We start from the raw sequence: 21,737 nt of genomic DNA on the forward strand, positions 1-21,737 counted from the left end.
TCCGAACGTCGACTTCTACTCGGGTATCGTGCAGCGCGCGCTGGGCATCCCGACCTCGATGTTCACGTGTATCTTCGCGATGGCGCGTACGGTGGGCTGGATTGCGCAGTGGAACGAGATGATCGCCGATCCGGAACAGAAGATTGGCCGTCCGCGTCAGTTGTTCGTCGGCGCCACGGCACGTGAAGCGAAGCCGATCGCGCAACGCTGATTGATCGAAGGGATGGCTTGAGTACCACTTGAGCGCGGACCGCGAGCGGGCGTTGTCTCCGGATACGGGGCAACGCCCGCAGTCCGTTTACGCCGGACGCTGCACCAAAACTGCATGACGCGTGCCACCTGCGCGTGTGCACTGTCAAGGCGCGCCGCTCGTAGCGATTTGTTACGCCTTCGCGGCGCTCCACTGGCTTAAATCCACCACAGTCCTGTGTTAAGTTCGTTCGACGGGTGTGTAGACCCTCTACAATCGGAACGAAGCCCATAGCACAGGAGCAAGCTGATGCAGCAACCCGAAGCCCTTGGCGGACTGTCTCACTCAGGCGGCGTGGATCACAACGAACACGAACCGGATGGCGCATTTATCCCGCCGGAAAACCTCAATGTCGCCAGCGCGAACCAGTACGTGCTGAAGTCGGGCGACACCTTTATCGTCAACGACCCGCTGGGCGACATTACCGGTATCGACGACGGCCTGTTCGTCAACGACACGCGGGTGCTTTCGCAACTGCGGCTGACCTTCGGCGGACGCGCGCCGTCGCTGCTCTCCGGCAGCGTCAGCAGCGACAACACCGCATTCACCGCGCATCTGACCAACCGGCCCTTGCCGCCGCTAGGCGGCGACAGCACGCCCGAGGGCGTGATTCACGTCGAACGGGTGCGCGTGTTGTCTGGCACGGTGCTCAACGAAGCGATCGAATTGACCAACTACGGCACGAAAGACGCGGTCGTGCCGCTTTCCATTTCTTTCGCCAGCGACTTCCGCGACATGTTCGAAGTGCGCGGCCTGAAACGCGACAAGCAGGGCAAGGTCGAAGCGGCGCGCGTCGAGAACGGCGAGGTGCTGCTCGGCTACGTGGGGCTCGATAATGTCGCGCGCAATGTGGGGATTGCGTTCTCGCCGACCCCCGACAAGCTGTTCGCCAATCGCGCCGACTACACGGTGAACCTGCCGGCCCAGGCGTGCGTGTCGATCTACCTCGCGGTGGACGTGCAGGTGAAGGCCGAGCAAGCGGTCGCGAGCGCGGGTGTCGCGAAGCCGGTTCATGCGCTGAGCGAGGCGCATCTGACGCAGATCGACACGGTGCGGCCGCGCGTCGGGCGCGCCGCGGTGCGCGCGGCGCTGGTCGACGCCCACCTGGTAATGCGCGAGCGGCGCCGGGCAACGGCGCGGGTGCGTTCGAGCAATCCGCTGTTCAATGCGTGGATCGACCGCTCGCTCGCCGATCTCGGCCTGCTCACCACCGATCTGGAAACCGGCCCTTATCCGTATGCCGGCATCCCGTGGTTTTCGACCCCGTTTGGCCGCGATGCGCTGATCACGTCGTTGCAGACCCTTTGGCTGCAGCCGGGGCTCGCGCGCGGCGTGCTGCGTTTTCTTGCCGAGCACCAGGCGCGCGAGAATTCGGCGTTTCGCGATGCGGCGGTCGGCAAGATCATGCATGAGATGCGCAAGAGCGAAATGGCGGCCACCGGCGAGGTGCCGTTCGCGCTGTATTACGGCGGGGTCGACTCCACGCCGTTGTTTATCGTGCTGGCCGGCGCCTATGTGGCGCGCACCAATGACGTGGCCCTGATCGACGAGTTGTGGCCGGCGCTGCTGCGCGCGGCGCAATGGGTCGCGGGCGTGTGCGACAAGAACCGCTATGGCCTGCTCGACTATCAGCGCGAATCGGACGGCGGTCTCGCGAATCAGGGCTGGAAGGACAGTCACGATTCGGTGTTCCACGCCGACGGGCGCTTCCCTGACGGCCCGATCGCGCTCGTCGAAGTACAGGCCTACGCGAGCGCCGCGTTCGACACGATGGCGCGCTTCGCCACGCTGCGGGGGCAGGCAGACGATGCGGCTGCTTACAGCCGGCGCGCCAAGGCTATCCGCGAATGCGTCGAAGAAAAGTACTGGATGGAAGAGGCCGGCTTCTACGGCATCGCGCTCGACGGCCATGGAGAACTGTGTCGCGTGATGGCCTCGAACACCGGCCATTTGCTCGCCTTCGGCCTGCCGTCGCGAGAACGCGGTGAAGCCGTGGTGCGCGGCCTGGAATCGACGCTGTTTCACACCGGCTGGGGCGTGCGCACGCTCGCGGCAGGGCAGGCGCGCTTCAATCCGATGGCGTATCACAACGGTTCAGTCTGGCCGCATGACAATGCACTCTGTGCCCGTGGCGTGGCGCGCTACGGCGGCAAGGCAACCGCGGTGAAGCTGCTGCAGGCGCTATTTCAGGCAGCGGTCAATTTCGACATGCGTCTGCCCGAGCTGTTCTGCGGCTTTCCGCGCCGGCGCGGCGAACCGCCTACCGCGTATCCGGTGGCCTGCTTGCCGCAGGCGTGGGCGGCGGGCTCGCCGTTCATGATGCTGGAGGCGTGTCTGGGCGTCACGGTGGACGCGGCGCGGCGCGAAGTGCTGATCGAGCAGCCGATGCTGCCTGACGGCATCGACTGGCTGGAGATCGGCGATATGCGGGTCGGCGATTCGAGCGTGACCATCACGTTCCGGCGCGTCGCTGGCAAGGTGGTGGCCTCGGCCGAACAGGGCGACGTGCGGGTCGTGGCATTGCTGTAAACGTGGGGTCGTGGTCGTGGTGCATGAGGTGGCCCGGGTGGTAACATTTGTTGTCAACTTACTCCCCGGTCCATCGCATGCCCGACAGTTTCGACCAGCTCGCCGCCCTGATCCGGGCGCGCTTCTCAGAACTGAGCCCGCAATTCCAGATGGGAGCGGCTTTCCTGCTCGATCATCCAGACGAAGTCGCTGTCTCCTCCATGCGCAAGGTGGCCGAACGCGCCCAGGTCCAACCCGCTTCGCTCGTACGGCTGTCGCAGCAACTCGGTTTTCCCGGCTGGAACGAACTGCGCAACCTGTTCGTGGCGCGCGTGCGCACCCGGCCGGAGCCGCTCGCAAGCCGGGCCCGTTCGCTCGTCAAGACCAATGCCAGAGACGCGCTCGCGCATGATCTGCTGGTCGCGCAGCAACACAACCTGGAGGTCACGGCCGCTCACAATGCGCGCGTCACGGTCGAGACGGCACGCCTGCTGCGTCGTGCACCGCATGTGCACGTGGCCGGGTTTCGCTCGTGCTATGCGGTGGCGTTCGGTCTCGTGTACGGCTACCGGCTGTTTCGCTCCTCGGTATCGCTGTTGACAGGCGAAGCGGGCACGCTGGAGATGCAACTGCGCAGCATCGAACGCGATAGCGCGACCATCGTCATCAGCTTTGCGCCGTATTCGGTGGAAGCTGCGCGGGTGGCCGAAGCGGCGCTCGAAAAAGGCAGCAAGCTGATTGCGATCACCGATAGCGCGGTGTCGCCGATCGCGCTGAACGCCGACAAGGCACTGATCTTTTCACACGAAAGCCCGTCGTTCTTCCCGTCTCTTGTCGCGGCCACCGCGATTGCGGAATCGCTGGTCGCGCATCTGCTCGCGCTGGAAGGCGCTGACGCTGTAACACAGCTCGAGATTGCCGAACGTTCGTTGCATGCGAAGGGCGCATACGTTGCCTAGACGCGCTTGAGAGGCGCGGCGCACTGCAATGGCGCGCTGCACCATTGCAGCCGGAACCCGCAAACTCCGATTCGCGGCCGAATCCCGTCTTAGGTTATTTGGCATCGCTCATCTATACTCAAAAGCAGCCTTTTCAGCCCATCACGGTGGCAAGACGCGGCATGGGCTCGCCAGTTGACAAGCATTCGACGGCCTACTCGACGGCGTTGAGGAGGGTATCTCATGAGTCCAGTCGAAAGCGTGGTTCAGGCCGTGCTGTATGAGGGGTACATGCTCTATCCGTACCGGCCGTCTTCGGCGAACAGTCGGCAGCGCTGGACCTTTGGCGGTGTCTATCCGCGTGCTTACTCGCAGGCGTCGGGTAGCGATCCGTGGCTGATGCAAAGCGAGTTCCTGGTGCGCGGCGATGCCCGCACCCGTGTCGCGCTGCGGCCGGGCTTTCTGCAGGTGCTCGAGCGGATCGTGCTGGAGGCGCCGGGCGCCTCGCATGGCGCGCCTGCCTCCGAGGCGCTGACGTGGCGCCAGGTGCCGGTGCTCGATATCGACGGGCACCGCTATTACCGTTGGCAAGAAGCGGTCGAGCGGCAGGTCCGGATTCCGGAGCTCGCGCTGGGCGAATTGCTTGGCACGGCGTACGAGATTGCCTTCTCGTTCGATGCGGGCAGCGATCTCGAGACGCTTGCCGATCGCAACGGCGTGATCCGCGGTGCGCTGCGGCGCACGCGCCACCAACTGAAAGGCCGGGTCGAAGTGGCCGCCGTACCGGTTGGCGCCGGCGCGTACCGGGTGACGCTTCGTATCCTCAACGAAACCCCATTGAAACAGGCGAGCACGCTGAAACGCGATGCGGCTTCGCTTTATGCACTGGTGTCGTGTCACGCGATCCTCACCGTCAGGGACGGCGAATGTGTCTCGTCGATCGATCCGCCCGCTGGGCTCGAGGCGGCTGCTGCGCTATGCAGGAACATCGGTGCATGGCCGGTGCTGGTCGGCGACGAGACCCGGTCCGACACGATGCTGGCCTCGCCGATCATCCTCTGCGACTTCCCGCAGATTGCGCCCGACAGTGCCGATCCGCTGTCTCCTTGGGCCGAACTGGATGCGCGTCCGCATCTCGCGCGAGTCCGGGTGGCGGGTGTCGAGATTCAGGTGGGCGATCAGGTGCGCCTGCATCCGCGCTGCCGCGCGGATATCTTCGACATTGCCCTAAGCGGTATGGTCGCCACCATCGAGTCGATTGAGCGCGATTTCGACGACCGCGTGCATGTGGCGGTGACGATCGACGACGATCCCGGCAAGGACCTCGGCACGGCGCGCATGCCCGGTCATCGCTTCTTCTTTGGACCGGACGAGATCGAGCCGTTGGCCGATGGCGGCAGGCGTGCCTGAGCGGCGTCGGGTAGGCTAGTTGCCAAGGGCGTCGTGCTTTCGCTCCATTCGATGTTATTGTTCGGTAATTGACAACATATGTTGTTGAGATGTATAAATCTGTATCGAGTGTTGAATCGATCCCGTCACGACCATCGGTTCTGACGGCATTGTTTCAGCACCGCTGCACGGACAGCGGCGGTTCGCGTTGTCATGTCCTTGCGGCGCCACTGCAAGCAGGACATGAACAGGGCAGAAGCGTCAATGCAGGAATTGAGTCTTTTCCGGGTGTCCGGCCAGCCGGACGATATCGGCTACCGGTTGGGTGAGCTGGCTCGGCCGGTCATGGCGGCGTATATGGCGCAAAGCGCTGCATGGCAGCGAGTCAGCCAGTGGCGTGGGCATCCGTTTGTGGAGCGCCTACGGCGCGCGGCCGAAGCACATTTCCCCGCGCTCGTGAAAGAACTCGACGGCATGGCCGCGGGTCTCGGCTGGCCTATCGAGGACGTGTTTCTATGGAACTGTCGCGGCGAGCTGATTCATAACGCGCCGGACGGTTGCACCACGCTTGCGGCCGTAGCGGGCAATACGCGTTTCATCGCCCACAATGAAGACGGCGATCCGTATCTGCGAGAACGGTGTGCCTTGGTAGACGTTCAGCCCGCCGGCAAACCGGGCTTCGTCAGCTTCTACTATCCGGGTTCACTGCCAGGCCACACGTTTGCCGCCAACCGCGCCGGTATCGTACAGGCCATCAATAATCTGCGCATCCGTGTGCCGGCCGTGGGCGTGCCGCGCATGATTCTGGCCCGCGCCGTGCTCGACAGCCGCTCACTGGACGAGGCCGTCGCGCTGTTGCGCGAGCTGCCGCGCGCCAGCGGTTTTCATCACACGCTCGGCTGCGCCGGCGACGCGCGGCTATTGAGTATCGAGGCCACGGCGCAGCGCTGCTCGGTAGCGGCCCTGGCCCCGGCCTCGGCTGTCACGCTGTGCTTCGGCCATGCGAATCATCTGGTCCACGACGGCTGCGACAGCGAAGCGCAGATCGTGACCGATTCGTCCCGCGACCGCCAGGCGCGCGTCGATGCTTTGCTGCCCACGCTGCGCACGCCGGTCACGGACGACGCGCTGCTACGCGTACTGCGCGACCGGGCGAGCGCTGGCCTACCGATCTTCCGTGACGATCCGCTCGACCCCGACGACGAAAATACCCTGGCTACCGCCATGTTTCGCATCGAAGCAGATGGTGTGGCGATGCAGGTCTATCGGCAAGACCACTGTGCGTTCGACACGTTCATCCCTAAGGCTGCGGCTCCGCAAGCCGCCTACTGACCGCCGTCCTGCGATAAGGAACCGTATGTCTACCGTGTTTCACCGTGCCCCGAAGCAAACCCTGCCGGTCGCCGTAGCCGGCGACGGCATCGAGCTTATCGATTCCACCGGCAAGCGGTATATCGATGCATCCGGCGGCGCCGCCGTCTCGTGCCTCGGCCATAGCAACCAGCGCGTGATCGACGCGATCCGGCGCCAGTCGCAGCAGTTGCCCTATGCGCACACTTCGTTCTTCACGACGCAAGTGGCCGAAGAACTCGCGGACCGCCTTGTGGCGAATGCACCCGAGGGTCTCGATCATGTGTATTTCGTCTCGGGCGGCTCCGAGGCGATCGAAGCCGCGTTGAAACTGGCGCGCCAGTATTTCGTCGAAAAGGGCGAGCCGCAGCGCCGGCATTTCATTGCGCGCCGCCAGAGCTATCACGGCAATACGCTGGGTGCGCTGGCGATTGGCGGCAATGCATGGCGCCGCGAGCCGTTTCTGCCGATTTTGATCGAGGCGCATCACGTCAGCCCGTGCTACGCGTATCGTGAGCAGCGTGCCGACGAAACCGAAGAAGCGTTTGCGCAGCGTCTCGCGGATGAACTGGAGCAGAAGATTCTCGAACTCGGCGCCGGGACGGTGGCAGCTTTTGTCGCCGAGACGGTGGTGGGGGCAACCGCCGGCGCAGTGCCGCCGGTGCGCGAATATTTCCGCAAGATCCGCGCGGTCTGCGACCGCTATGGCGTGCTGCTGATTCTCGATGAAATCATGTCCGGCATGGGGCGTACCGGTTATCTCTACGCCTGCGAAGAAGACGGCGTCGCGCCGGACCTGCTGACCATTGCGAAGGGGCTGGGCGCCGGCTATCAGCCGATCGGCGCGACGCTGGTCAGCAAACGCATTTACGACACGATCGTCGGCGGGTCGGGATTTTTCCAGCATGGTCATACCTATATCGGGCATGCAACGGCCTGTGCCGCCGCACTTGAAGTGCAACGCGTGATCGCCGAAGACAATCTGCTGCAAAACGTGCAGGCACGCGGCGAGCAGTTGCGCGCGCAACTTCGCGAGCATTACGCACGGCATCCGCATATCGGCGACGTACGCGGGCGTGGACTATTCGTCGGTGTCGAGCTGGTGCGGGAGCGGGACAGCAAGACCCCGTTCGATCCCCGGCTCAAACTGCATGCGGCGATCAAGCGCGAGGCGTTTGCGCGCGGGCTGATGGTGTATCCGATGGGCGGAACCGTCGACGGCCAGAATGGCGATCATGTGCTGCTGGCGCCGCCGTTTATCTGCACGGCACAGGATATCGACAACATTGTCAGCCGTCTTGCCGATTCGATCGAAGCGGCACTTCATTCGACTGGCGTGCGCGCGGCATCGTGAGCGCAGGCCGTTGTTTCACTACCGATGAGCGTTTCCATGACTGACCGTTTGCCACGTTTCGACGCAGCCCATGCCACGCCTGAACAGAAGGCTGTACTCGCAGAGATTCTGTCCGGTCCACGCGGGAATCTGAATGGCCCGTTTCTAGGCTGGATTCATAGTCCGGAACTCGCACAGCAGGCGCAGCGGCTGGGTGCGTTCTGCCGCTACCGCACCGGCTTGCCGCTGCGCCTGTCGGAGCTGGCGATTCTGGTCACGGCGGCGCGCTGGCAAGCCCAGGCCGAGTGGTACATCCACTATCCGATCGCGCTCGAGGCCGGTGTGCCAGAGGCCGTTGCGGAGGCGATCCGTTCAGGCGGGCAGCCGGCCTTCGCGGATCCCGACGAGGCGCTGATCTACGCTTTTGCGAGCGAACTGTATGACACGAAACGCGTATCCGATGCCACCTATGCAGCGACGGCGGCGCGCTTCGGAGATGAGGTCACGATCAATCTGGTCGGCTTGCTCGGTTACTACGCGCTCGTCGCGATGACGCTAAATGTGTTCGGCATGCGGGCTGAAGGACAGGCGACGTTGCCGTTTGCGGCGTGAGGCACGGGGATGAGTGATCTGAAGTCAACGCCTGCAGAAAACTCGCCGACGCAAATCCGCATCAGCGCCTATCATGAAGTTCGGTCTACGCCCTGCGTCTGTCGGGCTGCGTGGCATGCATCGACCGCCGCCGATACCGCAAGAACCCGGGCGTGACCGTTGCGGCAGGCGTTCCGGTGGATAGCACGGCAGCGCCGACAGCGCACCAACAGGAGAGAGCGATGAAGCGCAAGGCATCGGCAGTTTGGCAAGGCGGCCTGCAGGACGGAAAAGGCACGATTTCTACTGACAGCGGAGTTCTGAAGGACACCCAGTACTCGTTTGCGACGCGTTTCGAAAACGGCATCGGCACCAACCCGGAAGAATTGATCGCGGCGGCGCATGCCGGCTGCTTCTCCATGGCGCTTTCGGCGGAATTGGGTAAGGCGAATATCAAGCCCGAACGCATCGGCACCACGGCCACCCTGACGCTCGACAAGGCCGACGGCGGTTTCGCCATCACCGCGGTTCATCTGGACGTGAAGGTGAAAATTCCCGGCGGCGACCGGGCCGCGTTCGAAAAAGCCACGGCGGACGCCAAGGCCGGTTGCCCGGTCTCGAAGGTGCTAAAGGCCACCATCACCATGGATGCGACCCTCGAAACCTGAGCGTAGGCGGCAGGTAAGCATTGCTACATAAAACAGACATCGTGGGCGCCGGGACGGCGCCCACGTCTGGAATCTTTACGGCAAGGGCCCGCCGCGCCGCCAGGCGAAGCAGCCGCCCGGCATCGCGCTCACATCGGCGGCACGACGCCATCCTTTTCGACCACCACCCGTTGCGCCACAAATGCACCCTGCGCCGCAGGCGTAGCGACCACGAACACCTTCTTGCCGGCAGTCAGATCCGTGCGGGCAGCCGGCGTGAAGGTCACAACCGGTACATTCGGCGGCACCGTCACCACGTTGTTGCCGCCCTTGTACGACAGCTTCAGATCGCGGCCGCTGGTGCCTTCGACCACCGTGTCGACATTCGCATTCGTCATCGAGCTGTTAGGACCCAGGTCCCACGCGTAATGACCTTCGCCGGTGCCGCGCGCGGCTTCCGGAAACACCACCACTTCGGTGGCGGTCAGCTTGCCGTCGGTCCCGGTGGTGGCGGCCGTGCCGATAAACGAGCCGGGCTTGATATCGGCCAGTTGCATCGCCTTGACCGCCGAGATGCCGACGTTCGGCGCGACGTCGATGGAGACCGTATCGCCGCTGCGGCGATGCACCTGCAGAACGTCGCCGTTGAGCGAGACGATATCGCCGCGAATCCGCGTCGGTTTGACAGCAGGTGTCTGGGCGAGCGCGACGCCGGCGAACGCCAGCGTCAGAAGGGTAACGCCGAGTTTCAGGCGGATAGACATGGAAGCTCCGTACTGTTGTGGGTGAGTTGAAAATGAGGATGCCGCTCAGGAACCGCCGAACCAGTTGTAGCCCTGGTTCTCCCAGTAACCGCCGGGATAGTCGTTGGTCACCGTGATCGCGACGATATGCTTGGGATTCTTGTAGCCGAGCTTGGTGGGCATGCGCAGCTTCATCGGGAAGCCGTACTTCGGCGGCAGCACCTGGCCGTCGTAGGTCAGCGTAAGCAGCGTCTGCGCATGCAGCGCAGTGGGCATGTCGATGCTGGTCCAGTAGTTGTCCGCGCAATGCAGCGAGACGAAACGCGCTGTCGTGTCGGCGCCGGCGCGCCTCAGAAAATCGGCAAAGCGCACGCCGCCCCAGCGGCCGATCGCGCTCCATCCTTCGATGCAGATATGCCGCGTAATCTGGTCCTGCTGCGGCAAGGCGCGTAACTCGTCGAGCGTCCATACGCGTTTGCCGCTCGCCAGCCCGCTCACCTGAAGGCGGTATGTGCCGGCGTCGACGTCCGGGACATCGTCGATGTCATAGAACGCGTTGAATGGAAACGGCCGGGTGATCATCGACTCCGGATAGGTCGGCGCCATCCGGTTCGGATCGAACAGCAGGGCCTGCACGTCGTCGTTGAAGAACGAGATCTTGCGCAGCATCGTATTGACCGACTTGTCGGTGCTCAGATCGCAACCGGACAGCAGGGCGAGTCCACCCAGCGAGAGCATCCGTTTGCCGAGCAGGCGGCGCGCCGGATCCTTCAATGCCTTGTGAGCATCCTTGAGAATGGAGTCGCCATGCGACGCCAGCATCGTGCCCGGTTCCTCGCGGCGCTTACGAATCGTCATCTCTACCGTCCTCGAATCATTAGCAGCAGCGAGCGCGGCACCAGCGCGACCATCACGACGTGCACGGCGAAAAAGGTCACCAGCACGCTCATGCAGACGAAATGCACGACGCGCGCATTGTCGTAGCCACCCATCAGCGTGCGCAGCAGCGGAAATTGCACCGACTTCCATACCGCCAGGCCCGACAGCACCAGCAGCACGATATCGACGATCACCGCCAGATAGGCGAGCTTCTGGATGGCGTTGTAGCGCGACAGGTCGTGGTGCGTGAGGCGGCCGCGCAAGGCTGCGAGCGTATCGGTGGCGAGCGCGCGAAAACTGAGCGGCAGCAGTTTGTCGCGCAGCCGTCCCGAAGCCAGATTGAGGCCAAGGTAGACAAGGAAATTCGCTACCAGCAGCCACATCACCGCGAAGTGCCAAAGCAGCGCACCGCCGAGCCAGCCGCCCAGGGTGATGGCCGCCGGAAACTGCAAGGCCGGAAAGATCGGCGAGGCGTTATAGACCTGCCAGCCGCTCATGACCATCAGGATGACGGCCAGCGCATTGATCCAGTGCGTAATGCGGACCCAGACAGGTTGAATCGTCTTGTGACTCAAAGCGCGCTCGCGGTTGGTGGCAATGCACGTGGAACAGGGCGCCCACGCAGACCTGCCGCGCAAGGATGACCGCGTATGGACGCGGCGCAGCCAGCTCGGCTTCAGGACGGTGAACACCATCCGGCCAGCCTTATTCCGTCGAAGCGAAAAAAACTTTTCTTACAGGAGGGTAACGGCTTGTCCGTGTGGCGTGCGGTGAATCGCGGCTAACCGGCGAGAGCGTCGTCGCAGCAATGGCTGCAATGCAGAGGAGGGTACTGAACGGGTGTCCCGGACGCCCCGACGAGGCGCGCAGGCAAGCTTTACCGAGGGGTTTGCCGAGGCGCTTTACTTACGGACGCGCGTCCTGCTGCGCCATGCGAATCAGCGTGGAGCGATTGCCGACTCCGAGCTTTTGAAACGCGCGGTCGACGTGCGTGCGCACGGTGGTGTAAGAGATTCCGAGCCGCTCTGCGATCTGTTTGTCGAGCAGTCCTTCCATAATGAGGCGCACCACCTCCTGCTCACGCGCGGTCAGCGCCTTGAGCACGCGCTCGGAAATCAGTTGCGTCTGTATTGGCACGGCGCCGCTCAGACCGGCCGACGCGCGAGCGCGGGCGAGCGCGGTCGTGAAGGCCGGGCGAATCAGTTCAGCCAGCGCGAGCTCGTGGTCCGAGAAGTTGTCGCGCTGCTTGCCGCGCCAGATGCGCAGGTCGCCGATATTCGTATCGCCCGACCACGCGAAAATGTCCATGCCCCAATGCAGTCCGTCGCGGCGCAAGAAGTCGTTGAACAGCTCGGTGCGGACGAGTTCCGCCTGGGGAATCACATCGGTCACGCGCACCGCTTGCCGGCAATTCTGCAACAAGGGTGTGACCGTGTCGTGGTATTGGTAGTAACGCTCGTAGTCGGACAGGTTGTCATCCGACATGTTGAGGGCGACGCGATTCACAAATTCCTTCTTTGTCGCATCCCATACATACGAGCCGAGGTAATCGGCGCGCAGCAGATCCAGCATTCTCACACCGATTTCCCGGCGCATTAAATCTTCCGGTAAGGCATCGGCAAGAACGGCGAAGATGTCTGAGACCACAGCGGTCTCACGGCTTGTCAGATACATGGTGTTCTGGACCGCTTGAAAAATCGGCGTGGAGCCTGCGCCATCCGGCGTCCGGCCTACAAGAAATAATCGGGAAACATTTGTCGGCCAGCTTACACGGCCAATGTTAATGATTCAAGCAGGGAGCAAAAATGCCGTTAAACATTATGTGTTATAGCTTCCCGGCGGCCGGGAACGTGTGTGAATGCGGGTACCGGCTCGCCACTGTCTGAACGTTTACCTTTAGCCAACGAGGAGCAGCATGTCGTTCATTCCGAATCTTCGCCGTCGCCCACGCCCCGCCGCCGACATCACCGCTGCGGCGCCCGAAAGTCCCAGTTTTGGCTATATCGACACGCTGTTCGACTACGGCGCCTATCTGGGCGCCGTACCCAATGCCCTCGGCCGTTTGCCGCCGGCGGCGGCAAACGGCACGATCGCGATTATCGGCGCGGGCATCGCCGGGCTGGTCAGCGCGTATGAACTGCTGCGCGCCGGCGCAGCGAATGTGGTGCTGTTCGAGGCGTCTGACCGCATCGGCGGCCGCACCTGGAGTTCGACCTTTACGGAGGGCGCCCCCGAGTATCTCGCCGAGATGGGCGCGATGCGCTTTCCGCCCAGCGAATACAGCCTGTTCCACTATCTCGACCGTTTCGGCATCCAGGCCACTTCGAGCTTTCCGGACCCTGGCGCGGTTCTGACCAACCTCGGCTATCAAGGCAACACTTATACGTGGCCCGCGCACGGCAATCCGCCCGATATGTTCGCGACGGTCAACGCCGGCTGGAATGCCTTCATCAGCGAGGGCTTCACGCCGGAGACCGGCCCCGCGCTGATGGCGCCGGTGGCGATTACCGGACTGCTGCGCAGCGGGCAAAGCGCTGCGGCACGCGACGCATGGCAGGCCTATATCGACGCGTTCGGCAACGAGAGTTTCTACAGCGCCTTGTGCCGGATGTTCGGCAGCGCCAAGCCGCCGGGCGGCAAACGGTGGCGCTTTCCTGACGACTACGAGCTGTTCGGTGCGCTCGGCGTCGGCTCGGGCGGCCTGGGGCCGATGTACCCGGTCGCCTTTCTCGAGATCGTGCGTCTGATGGTGGACGAACTGGAAACGGACCAGTTGTTCATTCCCGCGGGCATCGAATCGCTGGCGCGCGCATTTTCGTCGCAGGTTTTCGGGCGTCGTTCAATCGCGCAACGCGTGGTCAGGACACCGGTTTCGCGGGTCAGCCGCGAGGCGGGAGGGGTCAAGCTATGGCTCGCGGACGGCACCACGCTCTATGCGGATCGGGTCATCGTCACGGCGAGCACGCGGGCCATGCAGATCGACATGGCGCTCAATGCAGCGGGCTCAGCGCTTTCGCCGCAGCAGTGCACGGCAATCAGCGATGTGCATCTGACCAGTTCCTCGAAGGTCTTCGTTATGACCCAGCGCAAATTCTGGCTGGACGAGAATCTGCCGGCCAACATCCAGACCGACACCTTGGTGCGCGGGGTCTATTGCCTCGACTATGCGCCGCAGAACCCGAATTCAGCGGGTGTCGTGCTGTTGAGTTATGCGTGGGAGGACGACGCGATCAAGCAACTGGCATTGGGTGACAACCGGCAGCGCGTGCAACGGCTGGTGACCGATCTTGCGCAGACCAACGCGGCATTTGCGCGGCACGTGGTGCCGATCAATAACGACTACGACACCTTTGTGCGAGTGGTCGACTGGGATCTGGAGCATGGCTACTACGGGGCCTTCAAGTTGAATTTTGCCGGCGGCGACGGCTATAGCCAGCAACTCTTCTTCCAGTTCCAGGCGAGCCGGGATGCTTCGACCGATCCCTACATTTACCTTGCGGGCGACAGTTGCTCGTTCACGGGAGGGTGGGTGGAAGGGGCCTTGCAGACTGGGGTCAACGCGGTCTGCGCCGTCATCCGCAGCTTTGGCGGCGAGCTCTACGGCGCTTCGAACCCGCTCGATAACATGAATCCGCAATACAACTATGGCGGACGCGCGGCAGGTTGATTAGCGGTTTTTAGCCGTGCCAATCGTTTGCGTGAGCCGCTTTTGGCAAAAAAAGACCCGCTCGAGGCGGGTCCCATCTCTCAGGTTCAGCGGCGCCCTATGTATCGGGTGTTGTGCATTCAGTTTCGCCGGGTCCGGCATCTTCATTGGATCCGGTACACCGACCGAATATACCTGATGCATATTCCTGCTCCATCCTCATTTCTGAGGACAAAAAAACGCCAGCTTACGCTGGCGTTAAAAGTTCTGGCTATTCCGAGGGCCGCCAGAACCTGAGAGACGGTAAGGCGCGGTGCGCGCATCGAGGCGCGTGTCGCCGCACGGGTCGAACAAAGTTCGACAAACTGCAGACCCCGCAATCTTACTGCTAAATCGGTCTTAGGAAATCAAAATCCGCAAGCTGTCAGATTTCACAGCTATTTGCCTCAACTTCGATGCACTATAAATAGGCTGGCGGCCCAGTGCGAGTATTCCGCCGGCTCGCACGTGAGTGCGTCGAGCGGACCACTAGATCAACCCGGTGGCGACAGCTTTGACGACTGCTTGCACCTTGTTGGTCGCAGCCAGTTTCAGCAGTATGTTGTTGACGTGGAAATTGACCGTTCGTTCGGAGATACTGAGGATTTTGCCGATTTCATATGACGTCTTGCCTTCGCCGGTCCAGCGCAATACCTCGCGCTCGCGGGCAGTGAGCGGCGCGCTCACTTCAGGCACGAGTTTGCTTTCGAGGAATTGACCCATCCGCATGTGACAGAGATTCGATAGCCAGTTGGCCGGCAACAGCAGGTTCTCTATCTCGGTGGACGACAACGGGTCGGCATGGCGCGACATGGTTAGCAGTCCGAATGCGCCATGCGCCGTCCAGCTCGACTGGGCGACACCGACCTTGATGCCGAAATCGAGCGCGTCGGACCACATGCGCGGCGCCTCGTCGTAGCCGGTCTGAGGCCAGACAATCAGATTGGTGTTGCGCATGCCCGCGCGTACGGTCGGGTCGATGTCGAGAAAGCCACTGGTTTGATAGTGCGCCATCCAGCCGGGCGGGTAGGAATCGAAAATCCTCACCGTCGGTTTCGAGACCGGCAGAGGCATGCGAATTCCATAGCAGCAATATTCGAATCCAAGCTTATTGGCGAAAGACGTAATCTCCTTGAATAACGCGTATTCGTCTCTGGCAGCAGAAAACGACTGGTAAGCATCCTGAAAGTACGATTCCATGTCGGCCCCCCGATCTAACAGCTTTTTATCTAACCAAGCCCGTCCAGATTCAGCCAAAGACCCAGGCCCGATGAAACTTCCTTCGCTGCACTTCCATTTGCCGTCGTCCGACGGCTATATCCGCGTTCCCGAAGTCATGCTGAGCCGCCTGACGCTGGCGCACGTGTCGTCGGGAATCGACACGCAGTTGTTAGCCGATCTGCGCGCCGATGCCATTGAAGCATTGAATGCCGGCTACACGGAGTGGCAGGGCGCAATTCACCCGCTGACATCTCACTTCTCGGTTGCTTGGGATTGGTATGTCGAACGCCCGTCGGGCGCGTTCCTGATCGCCTGGGGCGACGTTAGAAGCAATCTCATGGGTGTTGATCGCTCAGGTACCGATCTGGGAATGGTATGCACCGCGCAAGCGCTGATACGCCGGCTCATCCGTTTGAACTGGTCGCATGCAGTGGCAGCCACCGTTGCGCTGCGCGCACCTGATCAGCAGGCGATTTTGTCCCCTGTTTACCGGCAGTGAGCGTTGCGGCGGCCACGCATCGATTACGAATTTGCCACGGTTTATTTATAAGCAAAAGACCTGCGCTTTGCAATCGTAAATTCGTCTTTTGGCAAGGCATTTCAGTGGGTGAAAATTTTTTGTCATAAACCCCCTGTCAACTCTGTCAGTTACCGGGTGCTTTTACACGGGCTTTAATGCGCTCGATTAAAAGAGACCCGGGATGCATGATGCGGACTGACATACACGACGACGGGCGGCTACCCGAGGGTGTGGGTAACGCGCTTGCCCAGTATCGGCACGAGATTTTCGTCAAGCAGCTCGGCTGGCAGTTGCCGATGGCGGACAACGGTTTCGAGCGTGACCAGTACGACCGCGACGATACGGTCTATGTGGTCGGGCGCGACGACGCCGATTCGATTTGCGGTTGTGCGAGGCTGTTGCCGACTACACGGCCGTATCTTCTCAAAGACCTGTTTCCGTTTCTGCTGGCGCAGGGAATGGAGGCGCCCGAATCGCCGGAAGTCTGGGAGCTGTCGCGCTTCGCGGCGAGTCCGCTTGCGGTTGGCCAGCCCGAGGGCGAGCCGCCTGGCTGGGTGTTCCGGCCGATGCTGGCTTCGGTCGTGCGTTGCGCCGCCCAGCTCGGCGCGAGGCAAATCATTGGCGTGACCTATCTGAGCATGGAGCGGCTGTTTCGCCGCATCGGCGTGCATGCGCACCGGGCCGGACAGGCCCAATGCATCGACGGCCGGATGGTGGTTGCCTGCTGGATCGATATCGACAGTCAGACTCTCGCGGCGCTCGATATCGAACTCGCACCGGATGAAGCCGGCAGACCGGTCCGATTCGCTCAACGCGAGTGCGATCCGCTTTGCGCCGCATAGCGCGAGTCGATTGACGATGCAACGGGCATCGTAAAAAATCCTTAGAGGCTGAATTCGACAATTTTGAAAAATCTTGAATTCTCCGCTATCGACATATTAGTATCACACCGGAGCGCGACACTTCGCTCGACTGTGCATCCCCGATGAGGCATTTTTTTGCACTTTGTGGGTGCATATATATAAAGAAAATAAACGAGGCATCGAATACCTGATTGACGTCGCGCATCTGGTTGGTGCGGCGTGCAACCGGGGGTTCGCATCACATACTGTGTGATGCGGGCTGCGATGGCGCGGTGGCCGTCATGGATCGCACTTGCCCCGGAGGCAGGTGGTATGGGCCCGGTCCATGGCTGTACGGCCCCAAAGCGTCCGCTCAGGCGGGCGCGGTATCAGTGCGCATTTGCTCAGGCAAGTGTACGGGATACGCCCATGCCCATCGAAAAACTGGTTGTTCCACTTCCGACAGGCCGGAAAGTCTACGTCGAGCGTCACGTATTCAATCCGGATTTCGAAAGCGTCATTCTGATCAACGGCGCATTAGCGACTACCGCGTCGTTTGGACAGACAATCAAATATCTTGGCGAGCGCTATAACGCAATCTGTTTCGATTTACCTTATGCGGGGCAATCGAAAGCTTATAACGTATGCGATTTCGTCCTGACCAAGGACGATGAAGTCGACATTCTGTTGCATCTGATCGGCATATTCGAACCGGCTTTTCTCCTTTCGGTATCCTGGGGCGGGGTGGCTTCGCTGCTCGCGCTCTCGCGCAGGCAAACCAGCGTGCGGCGAGCGGTGATCGCGTCGTTTTCACCGCGGCTCAACGCAGCCATGACCGATTATGTGAGCTGCGCGCGCGCTTACATCGCTGCCGGCGAAAACCTCAAGGCCGCACAACTGCTCAACGATACCGTGGGCCGTCATCTGCCCAGGATCATGAAGCTCTACAACTACCGGTATCTGACGACATTGCCGCGCCAGGAACAGGAGCAGGTGGCGTTCCACGTCGAGCAGATTCTGGCGATCCGTCCAGAGCAATACCTGCACGAATTCCGCAACATCCGCTGCGAGCTCAAGTTCATCAACGGCGAGCTGGACGAATACACCACCCCCGACGATGTGCGAACGCTGGCGCTGCATCTTGCCCGCGCCGAATTCGCAACCATCGGGCAGGCCGGTCACTTTCTCGATCTGGAAGGGCGTCATCAGTTACGCCAGGTCCGCACGGCGATCTTCGATTTCCTTGGCGAAGCGGCCTGCGGGGTTGCGAGCGGGGCATTCGCGCCGTTCGCCGTCACCCACTCAGAACAGGTTGCGCTACCGTGAATATCGTTCAAAGCATTGCCATCGTGCTTCCGTGGACGCTGTGGCTGATCTATTGGATTGCCACGTCGAAGCGGGTCAAGCAGACCGCGCAACGGGAGACCTCGAATGCGCGCACCCTGCAGTCGATTCCGCTGATCGCCGGCGGCGCGCTGATCATCGTGCCCGACCTGACCGCCGGCGCATGGACGCCCGACTGGCAGCAACTGCACGCGGCGCAGTTCGCCGGTTGCGGCGTCCTGCTTGCGGGCCTCGCGTTCTCGGTCTGGGCGCGCCTGCACCTGGGCACCAACTGGAGCGTTTCGGTCACGCTCAAGGAAGGCCACGAGCTGGTGCGCAGCGGCCCGTACCGGCTGGTACGGCATCCTATCTATACGGGCTGTCTGCTGGCGCTGGCCGGCGCCGTGCTGATCGGCGAGCAATGGCGCTGCGTGGCTGGCCTGCTGCTCATCTTCGCCTCGCTTGCCTACAAGGTACGCGTCGAGGAAAGCTGGTTGACGCGCTACTTCGGCCCCGCCTATACGCAGTACCGCCAGGAGGTCGCGGCCCTGATTCCCGGTCTCTACTGACGCGCGAGACCCACGCTCATGGCCAAACTCATCATCACCGCGATTGGCTCGGCGGGCGACGTGCATCCGCTGATCGGTATTGGCGCGGCGCTGGCGGCGCGCGGGCATCGGATCGTCTTCTGCACGCACGTGCCGTTTGCCGAGCTGGTCGAGCGGCGCGGCTTCGAGTTCGTGCCGATCGGTACGCATGAAGCCTACGCGACGGCGATGGCGGACCCGGCACTGTGGCATCCGCGCACCTCGTTTCGAACTTTGTGGAACGTGATTGCTCCGACGCTGCGTCCGCATTTCGACATGCTCGCCTCGCTCGCCGACGCCGAGACGGTGCTGGTCGGCACGCTATGGGCGTTTTCGGCGCGGCTGATGCAGGAGGTGCACGGGGTTCCGCTGGTCTCGGTGCAGGTGTCGCCGTCCACCTTGCTGTCGGCCCACGCTCCGCCCAACCATAAGCGTCTGACGATCCCGCGACGCTTGCCGCTCGCCGTGAAAGCGGGCTTGTTGAGGCTCGTCGAGCATCATGTGCTCGACAAGGTGTGCGGCCCAGCGCTGAACGCGTTGCGGCGCGAACTCGGCCTCGGGCCGGCGCAACGCATCATGGGCGACTGGCTACATTCGACCGACGGCATCCTGTGCCTGTTTCCCGACTGGTTTGCGCAGCCGCAGCCTGACTGGCCGAAGCCTCATCTGCTAAGCGGCTTCCCGCTGTTCAACGAGCTCGGATGGCCGGCGCCTGACGACGAACTCGAGGCTTTTCTCAGGACGGGTGAACCTCCGCTGGTCTTTACGGCGGGCTCGACGCTGATCGATCAGGCAGGCTACGCGCATGCGGTGAAAGAGGCGCTGCGCCTGAGCGGGTTGCGCGGCATTCTGCTCACGCCGGATGCCGCGCGGCTGGACACGCCCGGGGACGACGGCGAGGCACTCCCGGTAGCCCGGCGCACGCTGCTTAAACGCCGTTACGTGCCCATGGGCACGTTGTTGCCGCGTTGCCGCGCGTTGGTGCACCACGGTGGCATCGGCACAGCGGCGCTTGCCTATGCCGCGGGAATTGCGCAGATCGTCACGCCGTTTGCCCACGACCAGTTCGATAACGCGCAGCGCGTGGTCGACAGCGGTTGCGGCATGCGCATCGATGCACCTGTCAATGGACGGACGCTGGCGCGTGCGATCGACAAGGTGTTGAGCAACTCGTCGATCGCGCTTCAGTGCGGCCGTATCCGGGAGCGCCTCGCCGTTACCGCGGACGGTTGCGAGGTGGCCGCGGGATACATCGAGCGTTTCGTCGGGCGATCTGGGACGATAGCCTGCGCGCCGGGGCAGGTAGAGCGCGCGTGGTCGGGCGCGCCTCAGGTGCAACGCGCATGAGTGCTTCGTCTCCCTCGGCGCAAGCCATCGCCACCGGAACGGGCGAGGCCGGCACGCAGCCTGCCATGCGCGGCGCGCGGCTCGCGCTGCTGACCTTCGCGTTGTCGCTGGCGACTTTTATCGAGGTTCTGGATTCGACGGTCACCAACGTTGCGGTCCCGTCGATCTCGGGTGGCCTCGGCGTATCGAACAGTCAGGGGACATGGGTGATCAGCTCCTATTCGGTCGCGGCGGCCATCGCCGTGCCGCTGACCGGCTGGCTGTCGAGACGCGTAGGCGAGACCCGTCTGTTTGTCGCCGCAGTGATCCTGTTTACGCTGACCTCGTTGCTGTGCGGCGTCGCCGGCGATTTCCACCTGCTGGTCGTCTGTCGCACGTTGCAGGGCCTGTTCTCCGGGCCGATGGTGCCGCTCTCGCAGACGATCCTGCTGCGCGCTTTCCCACCCGGCAAGCGCGTCGTGGCGCTCGCGTTATGGGCGATGACGGTATTGCTGGCGCCGATCTTCGGTCCGGTAGTCGGCGGCTGGATCATCGACAATTTCTCGTGGCCCTGGATCTTCCTGATCAACCTGCCGATCGGCCTGTTTTCCTTTGCGGTCTGCACTGCGCTGTTGCGCCCAACCAGAGGCGAGGCGAAACCGGAGCCCATCGATCTCGTCGGCATTGCGCTGTTGGTAGTGGGGGTCGGCTCGCTGCAGGCGATGCTCGATCTGGGCCACGATGCGGGCTGGTTCGATTCGTCGCTGATCTTCGCGCTGGCCATCGTCGCGGTGCTCGCGATCGGTTCGCTGCTGATCTGGGAGGCGGGCGAAAGGCATCCGGTGGTCGACCTGAGCCTGTTCAGGGATCGAACCTTTTCGTTCTGCGTATTGATCATCTCGCTCGGCATGATGAGCTTCTCGGTGGTCGGCGTGATCTTTCCGCTGTGGCTGCAGGCGGTGATGGGCTACACCGCCTACCATGCAGGGCTCGCCACCGCACCACTGGGTATCCTCGCGCTGGTCTTTTCGATTCTGGTGGGACTGTTTTCGGCGCGCTTCGACGCACGGGTGCTGGCGACCTTCGGCTTTCTCGTGTTTGCCGGCGTGCTCTGGTGGGACGCGCATTTCACCCTGACGATGACCTTCAGGCAAATCGTTACGCCAGGGTTGATCCAGGGTGTCGGCCTGCCATGCTTCTTTATTCCGTTGACGGCCGCCACGCTCTCGCGCGTGCCCGACGAAAAACTCGCGGCCGCCTCCAGCCTGTCGAACTTTCTGCGCACGCTATCGGCGGCGTTCGGTACCGCGATGAGCGTGACCTTGTGGGACAACCGCGCCAGTTACCACTATGACATCGTCGCGCAGTCGGTGACCCATGCGTCGGCCAATACCCAGCGCTTCGTGCAGACGCTGCACGGCATGGGTGTCCAGGGCACCCGTGAACTCGCGACACTGCATCAGATCGTGCAGCAGCAGGCTTACATGATGGCCACCGGCGATATGTTCTTCATGGCGAGCATGACCTGTCTCGTGCTGGCCGCCATGATGTGGCTGACGCGCCCGAGACGCGGCGCCGCCGCGACGCTGGGGCACTGAACCGATG

The 21,737-nt window shown here is 62.5% G+C and carries 20 protein-coding genes; 15 read left to right on the forward strand and 5 right to left on the reverse strand.

Features of this window, described 5'->3' with window-relative positions; translation table 11 throughout:
• From AC1ECK_RS17980 to AC1ECK_RS18015, 8 genes are all read left to right on the forward strand, one after another.
• Positions 1-211, forward strand: a 211-nt coding sequence (locus AC1ECK_RS17980) for a citrate/2-methylcitrate synthase (RefSeq protein WP_480321320.1), incomplete at its 5' end; no start/stop codon positions are given.
• Positions 212-499: 288 nt separating this feature from the next.
• Entirely contained in the window at positions 500-2,779 is a 2,280-nt protein-coding gene (locus tag AC1ECK_RS17985; RefSeq protein ID WP_480321321.1) for an amylo-alpha-1,6-glucosidase, read from the forward strand.
• A 77-nt stretch (positions 2,780-2,856) separates the two neighbouring features.
• Entirely contained in the window at positions 2,857-3,717 is an 861-nt protein-coding gene (locus AC1ECK_RS17990; protein WP_480321322.1) for a MurR/RpiR family transcriptional regulator, read from the forward strand.
• Between the two features lie 222 nt (positions 3,718-3,939).
• Positions 3,940-5,106 carry a hypothetical protein gene (locus tag AC1ECK_RS17995; RefSeq protein ID WP_480321323.1) on the forward strand — a complete coding sequence of 389 codons (1,167 nt, stop codon included), beginning with the start codon at positions 3,940-3,942 and terminating at the stop codon, positions 5,104-5,106.
• 243 nt (positions 5,107-5,349) lie between these two features.
• Positions 5,350-6,417, forward strand: a complete 1,068-nt coding sequence (locus AC1ECK_RS18000) for a C45 family autoproteolytic acyltransferase/hydolase (protein ID WP_480321526.1) — start codon at positions 5,350-5,352, stop codon at positions 6,415-6,417.
• A 25-nt stretch (positions 6,418-6,442) separates the two neighbouring features.
• Entirely contained in the window at positions 6,443-7,789 is a 1,347-nt protein-coding gene (locus AC1ECK_RS18005) for an aspartate aminotransferase family protein (RefSeq protein ID WP_480321324.1), read from the forward strand.
• A gap of 36 nt (positions 7,790-7,825) precedes the next feature.
• Positions 7,826-8,380 (forward strand): carboxymuconolactone decarboxylase family protein, encoded by a 555-nt coding sequence (locus tag AC1ECK_RS18010; protein WP_480321325.1) that lies wholly within the window; start codon positions 7,826-7,828, stop codon positions 8,378-8,380.
• Between the two features lie 221 nt (positions 8,381-8,601).
• Positions 8,602-9,027 (forward strand): OsmC family protein, encoded by a 426-nt coding sequence (locus tag AC1ECK_RS18015; RefSeq protein ID WP_480321326.1) that lies wholly within the window; start codon positions 8,602-8,604, stop codon positions 9,025-9,027.
• Between the two features lie 128 nt (positions 9,028-9,155).
• On the opposite strand, the gene AC1ECK_RS18020 is transcribed toward AC1ECK_RS18015, so the two are convergent.
• The 4 genes from AC1ECK_RS18020 to AC1ECK_RS18035 all read right to left on the reverse strand — a co-directional run bounded on the left by AC1ECK_RS18020 (position 9,156) and on the right by AC1ECK_RS18035 (position 12,200).
• On the reverse strand, positions 9,156-9,770 hold the full coding sequence (locus AC1ECK_RS18020; protein WP_480321327.1) for a hypothetical protein: 615 nt from the start codon (positions 9,768-9,770) through the stop codon (positions 9,156-9,158).
• A gap of 45 nt (positions 9,771-9,815) precedes the next feature.
• On the reverse strand, positions 9,816-10,607 hold the full coding sequence (locus AC1ECK_RS18025) for a molybdopterin-dependent oxidoreductase (RefSeq protein ID WP_480321328.1): 792 nt from the start codon (positions 10,605-10,607) through the stop codon (positions 9,816-9,818).
• 2 nt (positions 10,608-10,609) lie between these two features.
• Positions 10,610-11,203 (reverse strand): cytochrome b/b6 domain-containing protein, encoded by a 594-nt coding sequence (locus AC1ECK_RS18030; protein WP_480321329.1) that lies wholly within the window; start codon positions 11,201-11,203, stop codon positions 10,610-10,612.
• Positions 11,204-11,534: 331 nt separating this feature from the next.
• Positions 11,535-12,200: a helix-turn-helix transcriptional regulator gene (locus AC1ECK_RS18035; RefSeq protein ID WP_480321528.1), complete on the reverse strand. Its 666-nt coding sequence runs from the start codon at positions 12,198-12,200 to the stop codon at positions 11,535-11,537.
• A gap of 343 nt (positions 12,201-12,543) precedes the next feature.
• On the opposite strand from AC1ECK_RS18035, the gene AC1ECK_RS18040 reads away from it, so the two are divergent.
• A complete protein-coding gene (locus AC1ECK_RS18040) occupies positions 12,544-14,295 on the forward strand; it encodes an NAD(P)/FAD-dependent oxidoreductase (RefSeq protein ID WP_480321330.1) in 1,752 nt (583 codons plus the stop codon).
• 507 nt (positions 14,296-14,802) lie between these two features.
• Here AC1ECK_RS18040 and AC1ECK_RS18045 read toward each other — a convergent pair.
• Complete coding sequence (locus AC1ECK_RS18045; RefSeq protein ID WP_480321530.1) at positions 14,803-15,513, reverse strand: autoinducer binding domain-containing protein; 711 nt, start codon at positions 15,511-15,513, stop codon at positions 14,803-14,805.
• A gap of 70 nt (positions 15,514-15,583) precedes the next feature.
• Here AC1ECK_RS18045 and AC1ECK_RS18050 point away from each other — a divergent pair, with 70 nt between their 5' ends.
• From AC1ECK_RS18050 to AC1ECK_RS18075, 6 genes are all read left to right on the forward strand, one after another.
• Positions 15,584-16,033, forward strand: a complete 450-nt coding sequence (locus AC1ECK_RS18050) for a DUF4902 domain-containing protein (RefSeq protein WP_480321331.1) — start codon at positions 15,584-15,586, stop codon at positions 16,031-16,033.
• A gap of 209 nt (positions 16,034-16,242) precedes the next feature.
• Positions 16,243-16,896, forward strand: a complete 654-nt coding sequence (locus tag AC1ECK_RS18055; RefSeq protein WP_480321532.1) for an acyl-homoserine-lactone synthase — start codon at positions 16,243-16,245, stop codon at positions 16,894-16,896.
• A 429-nt stretch (positions 16,897-17,325) separates the two neighbouring features.
• A complete protein-coding gene (locus tag AC1ECK_RS18060; RefSeq protein ID WP_480321332.1) occupies positions 17,326-18,222 on the forward strand; it encodes an alpha/beta fold hydrolase in 897 nt (298 codons plus the stop codon).
• On the forward strand, positions 18,219-18,788 hold the full coding sequence (locus tag AC1ECK_RS18065; protein ID WP_480321333.1) for a methyltransferase family protein: 570 nt from the start codon (positions 18,219-18,221) through the stop codon (positions 18,786-18,788). The genes AC1ECK_RS18060 and AC1ECK_RS18065 overlap by 4 nt, the downstream gene beginning before the upstream one ends.
• Positions 18,789-18,806: 18 nt before the next feature.
• Positions 18,807-20,153 (forward strand): glycosyltransferase, encoded by a 1,347-nt coding sequence (locus AC1ECK_RS18070; protein WP_480321334.1) that lies wholly within the window; start codon positions 18,807-18,809, stop codon positions 20,151-20,153.
• Entirely contained in the window at positions 20,150-21,730 is a 1,581-nt protein-coding gene (locus AC1ECK_RS18075; RefSeq protein ID WP_480321335.1) for a DHA2 family efflux MFS transporter permease subunit, read from the forward strand. The genes AC1ECK_RS18070 and AC1ECK_RS18075 overlap by 4 nt, the downstream gene beginning before the upstream one ends.
• Positions 21,731-21,737 lie beyond the last annotated feature (7 nt).

This window comes from Paraburkholderia sp. SSBN10T (assembly GCF_056619545.1).

Excerpts from the sequence above, each read along its gene's own strand:
- AC1ECK_RS17985 (WP_480321321.1), top strand. The coding sequence starts at position 500 with ATGCAGCAACCCGAAGCCCTTGGCGGACTGTCTCACTCAGGCGGCGTG.
- AC1ECK_RS17990 (WP_480321322.1), top strand. The coding sequence starts at position 2,857 with ATGCCCGACAGTTTCGACCAGCTCGCCGCCCTGATCCGGGCGCGCTTC.
- AC1ECK_RS17995 (WP_480321323.1), top strand. The coding sequence starts at position 3,940 with ATGAGTCCAGTCGAAAGCGTGGTTCAGGCCGTGCTGTATGAGGGGTAC.
- AC1ECK_RS18000 (WP_480321526.1), top strand. The coding sequence starts at position 5,350 with ATGCAGGAATTGAGTCTTTTCCGGGTGTCCGGCCAGCCGGACGATATC.
- AC1ECK_RS18005 (WP_480321324.1), top strand. The coding sequence starts at position 6,443 with ATGTCTACCGTGTTTCACCGTGCCCCGAAGCAAACCCTGCCGGTCGCC.
- AC1ECK_RS18010 (WP_480321325.1), top strand. The coding sequence starts at position 7,826 with ATGACTGACCGTTTGCCACGTTTCGACGCAGCCCATGCCACGCCTGAA.
- AC1ECK_RS18015 (WP_480321326.1), top strand. The coding sequence starts at position 8,602 with ATGAAGCGCAAGGCATCGGCAGTTTGGCAAGGCGGCCTGCAGGACGGA.
- AC1ECK_RS18020 (WP_480321327.1), bottom strand. The coding sequence starts at position 9,770 with ATGTCTATCCGCCTGAAACTCGGCGTTACCCTTCTGACGCTGGCGTTC.
- AC1ECK_RS18025 (WP_480321328.1), bottom strand. The coding sequence starts at position 10,607 with ATGACGATTCGTAAGCGCCGCGAGGAACCGGGCACGATGCTGGCGTCG.
- AC1ECK_RS18035 (WP_480321528.1), bottom strand. The coding sequence starts at position 12,200 with ATGCTGGATCTGCTGCGCGCCGATTACCTCGGCTCGTATGTATGGGAT.
- AC1ECK_RS18040 (WP_480321330.1), top strand. The coding sequence starts at position 12,544 with ATGTCGTTCATTCCGAATCTTCGCCGTCGCCCACGCCCCGCCGCCGAC.
- AC1ECK_RS18045 (WP_480321530.1), bottom strand. The coding sequence starts at position 15,513 with ATGGAATCGTACTTTCAGGATGCTTACCAGTCGTTTTCTGCTGCCAGA.
- AC1ECK_RS18050 (WP_480321331.1), top strand. The coding sequence starts at position 15,584 with ATGAAACTTCCTTCGCTGCACTTCCATTTGCCGTCGTCCGACGGCTAT.
- AC1ECK_RS18055 (WP_480321532.1), top strand. The coding sequence starts at position 16,243 with ATGCGGACTGACATACACGACGACGGGCGGCTACCCGAGGGTGTGGGT.
- AC1ECK_RS18060 (WP_480321332.1), top strand. The coding sequence starts at position 17,326 with ATGCCCATCGAAAAACTGGTTGTTCCACTTCCGACAGGCCGGAAAGTC.
- AC1ECK_RS18070 (WP_480321334.1), top strand. The coding sequence starts at position 18,807 with ATGGCCAAACTCATCATCACCGCGATTGGCTCGGCGGGCGACGTGCAT.
- AC1ECK_RS18075 (WP_480321335.1), top strand. The coding sequence starts at position 20,150 with ATGAGTGCTTCGTCTCCCTCGGCGCAAGCCATCGCCACCGGAACGGGC.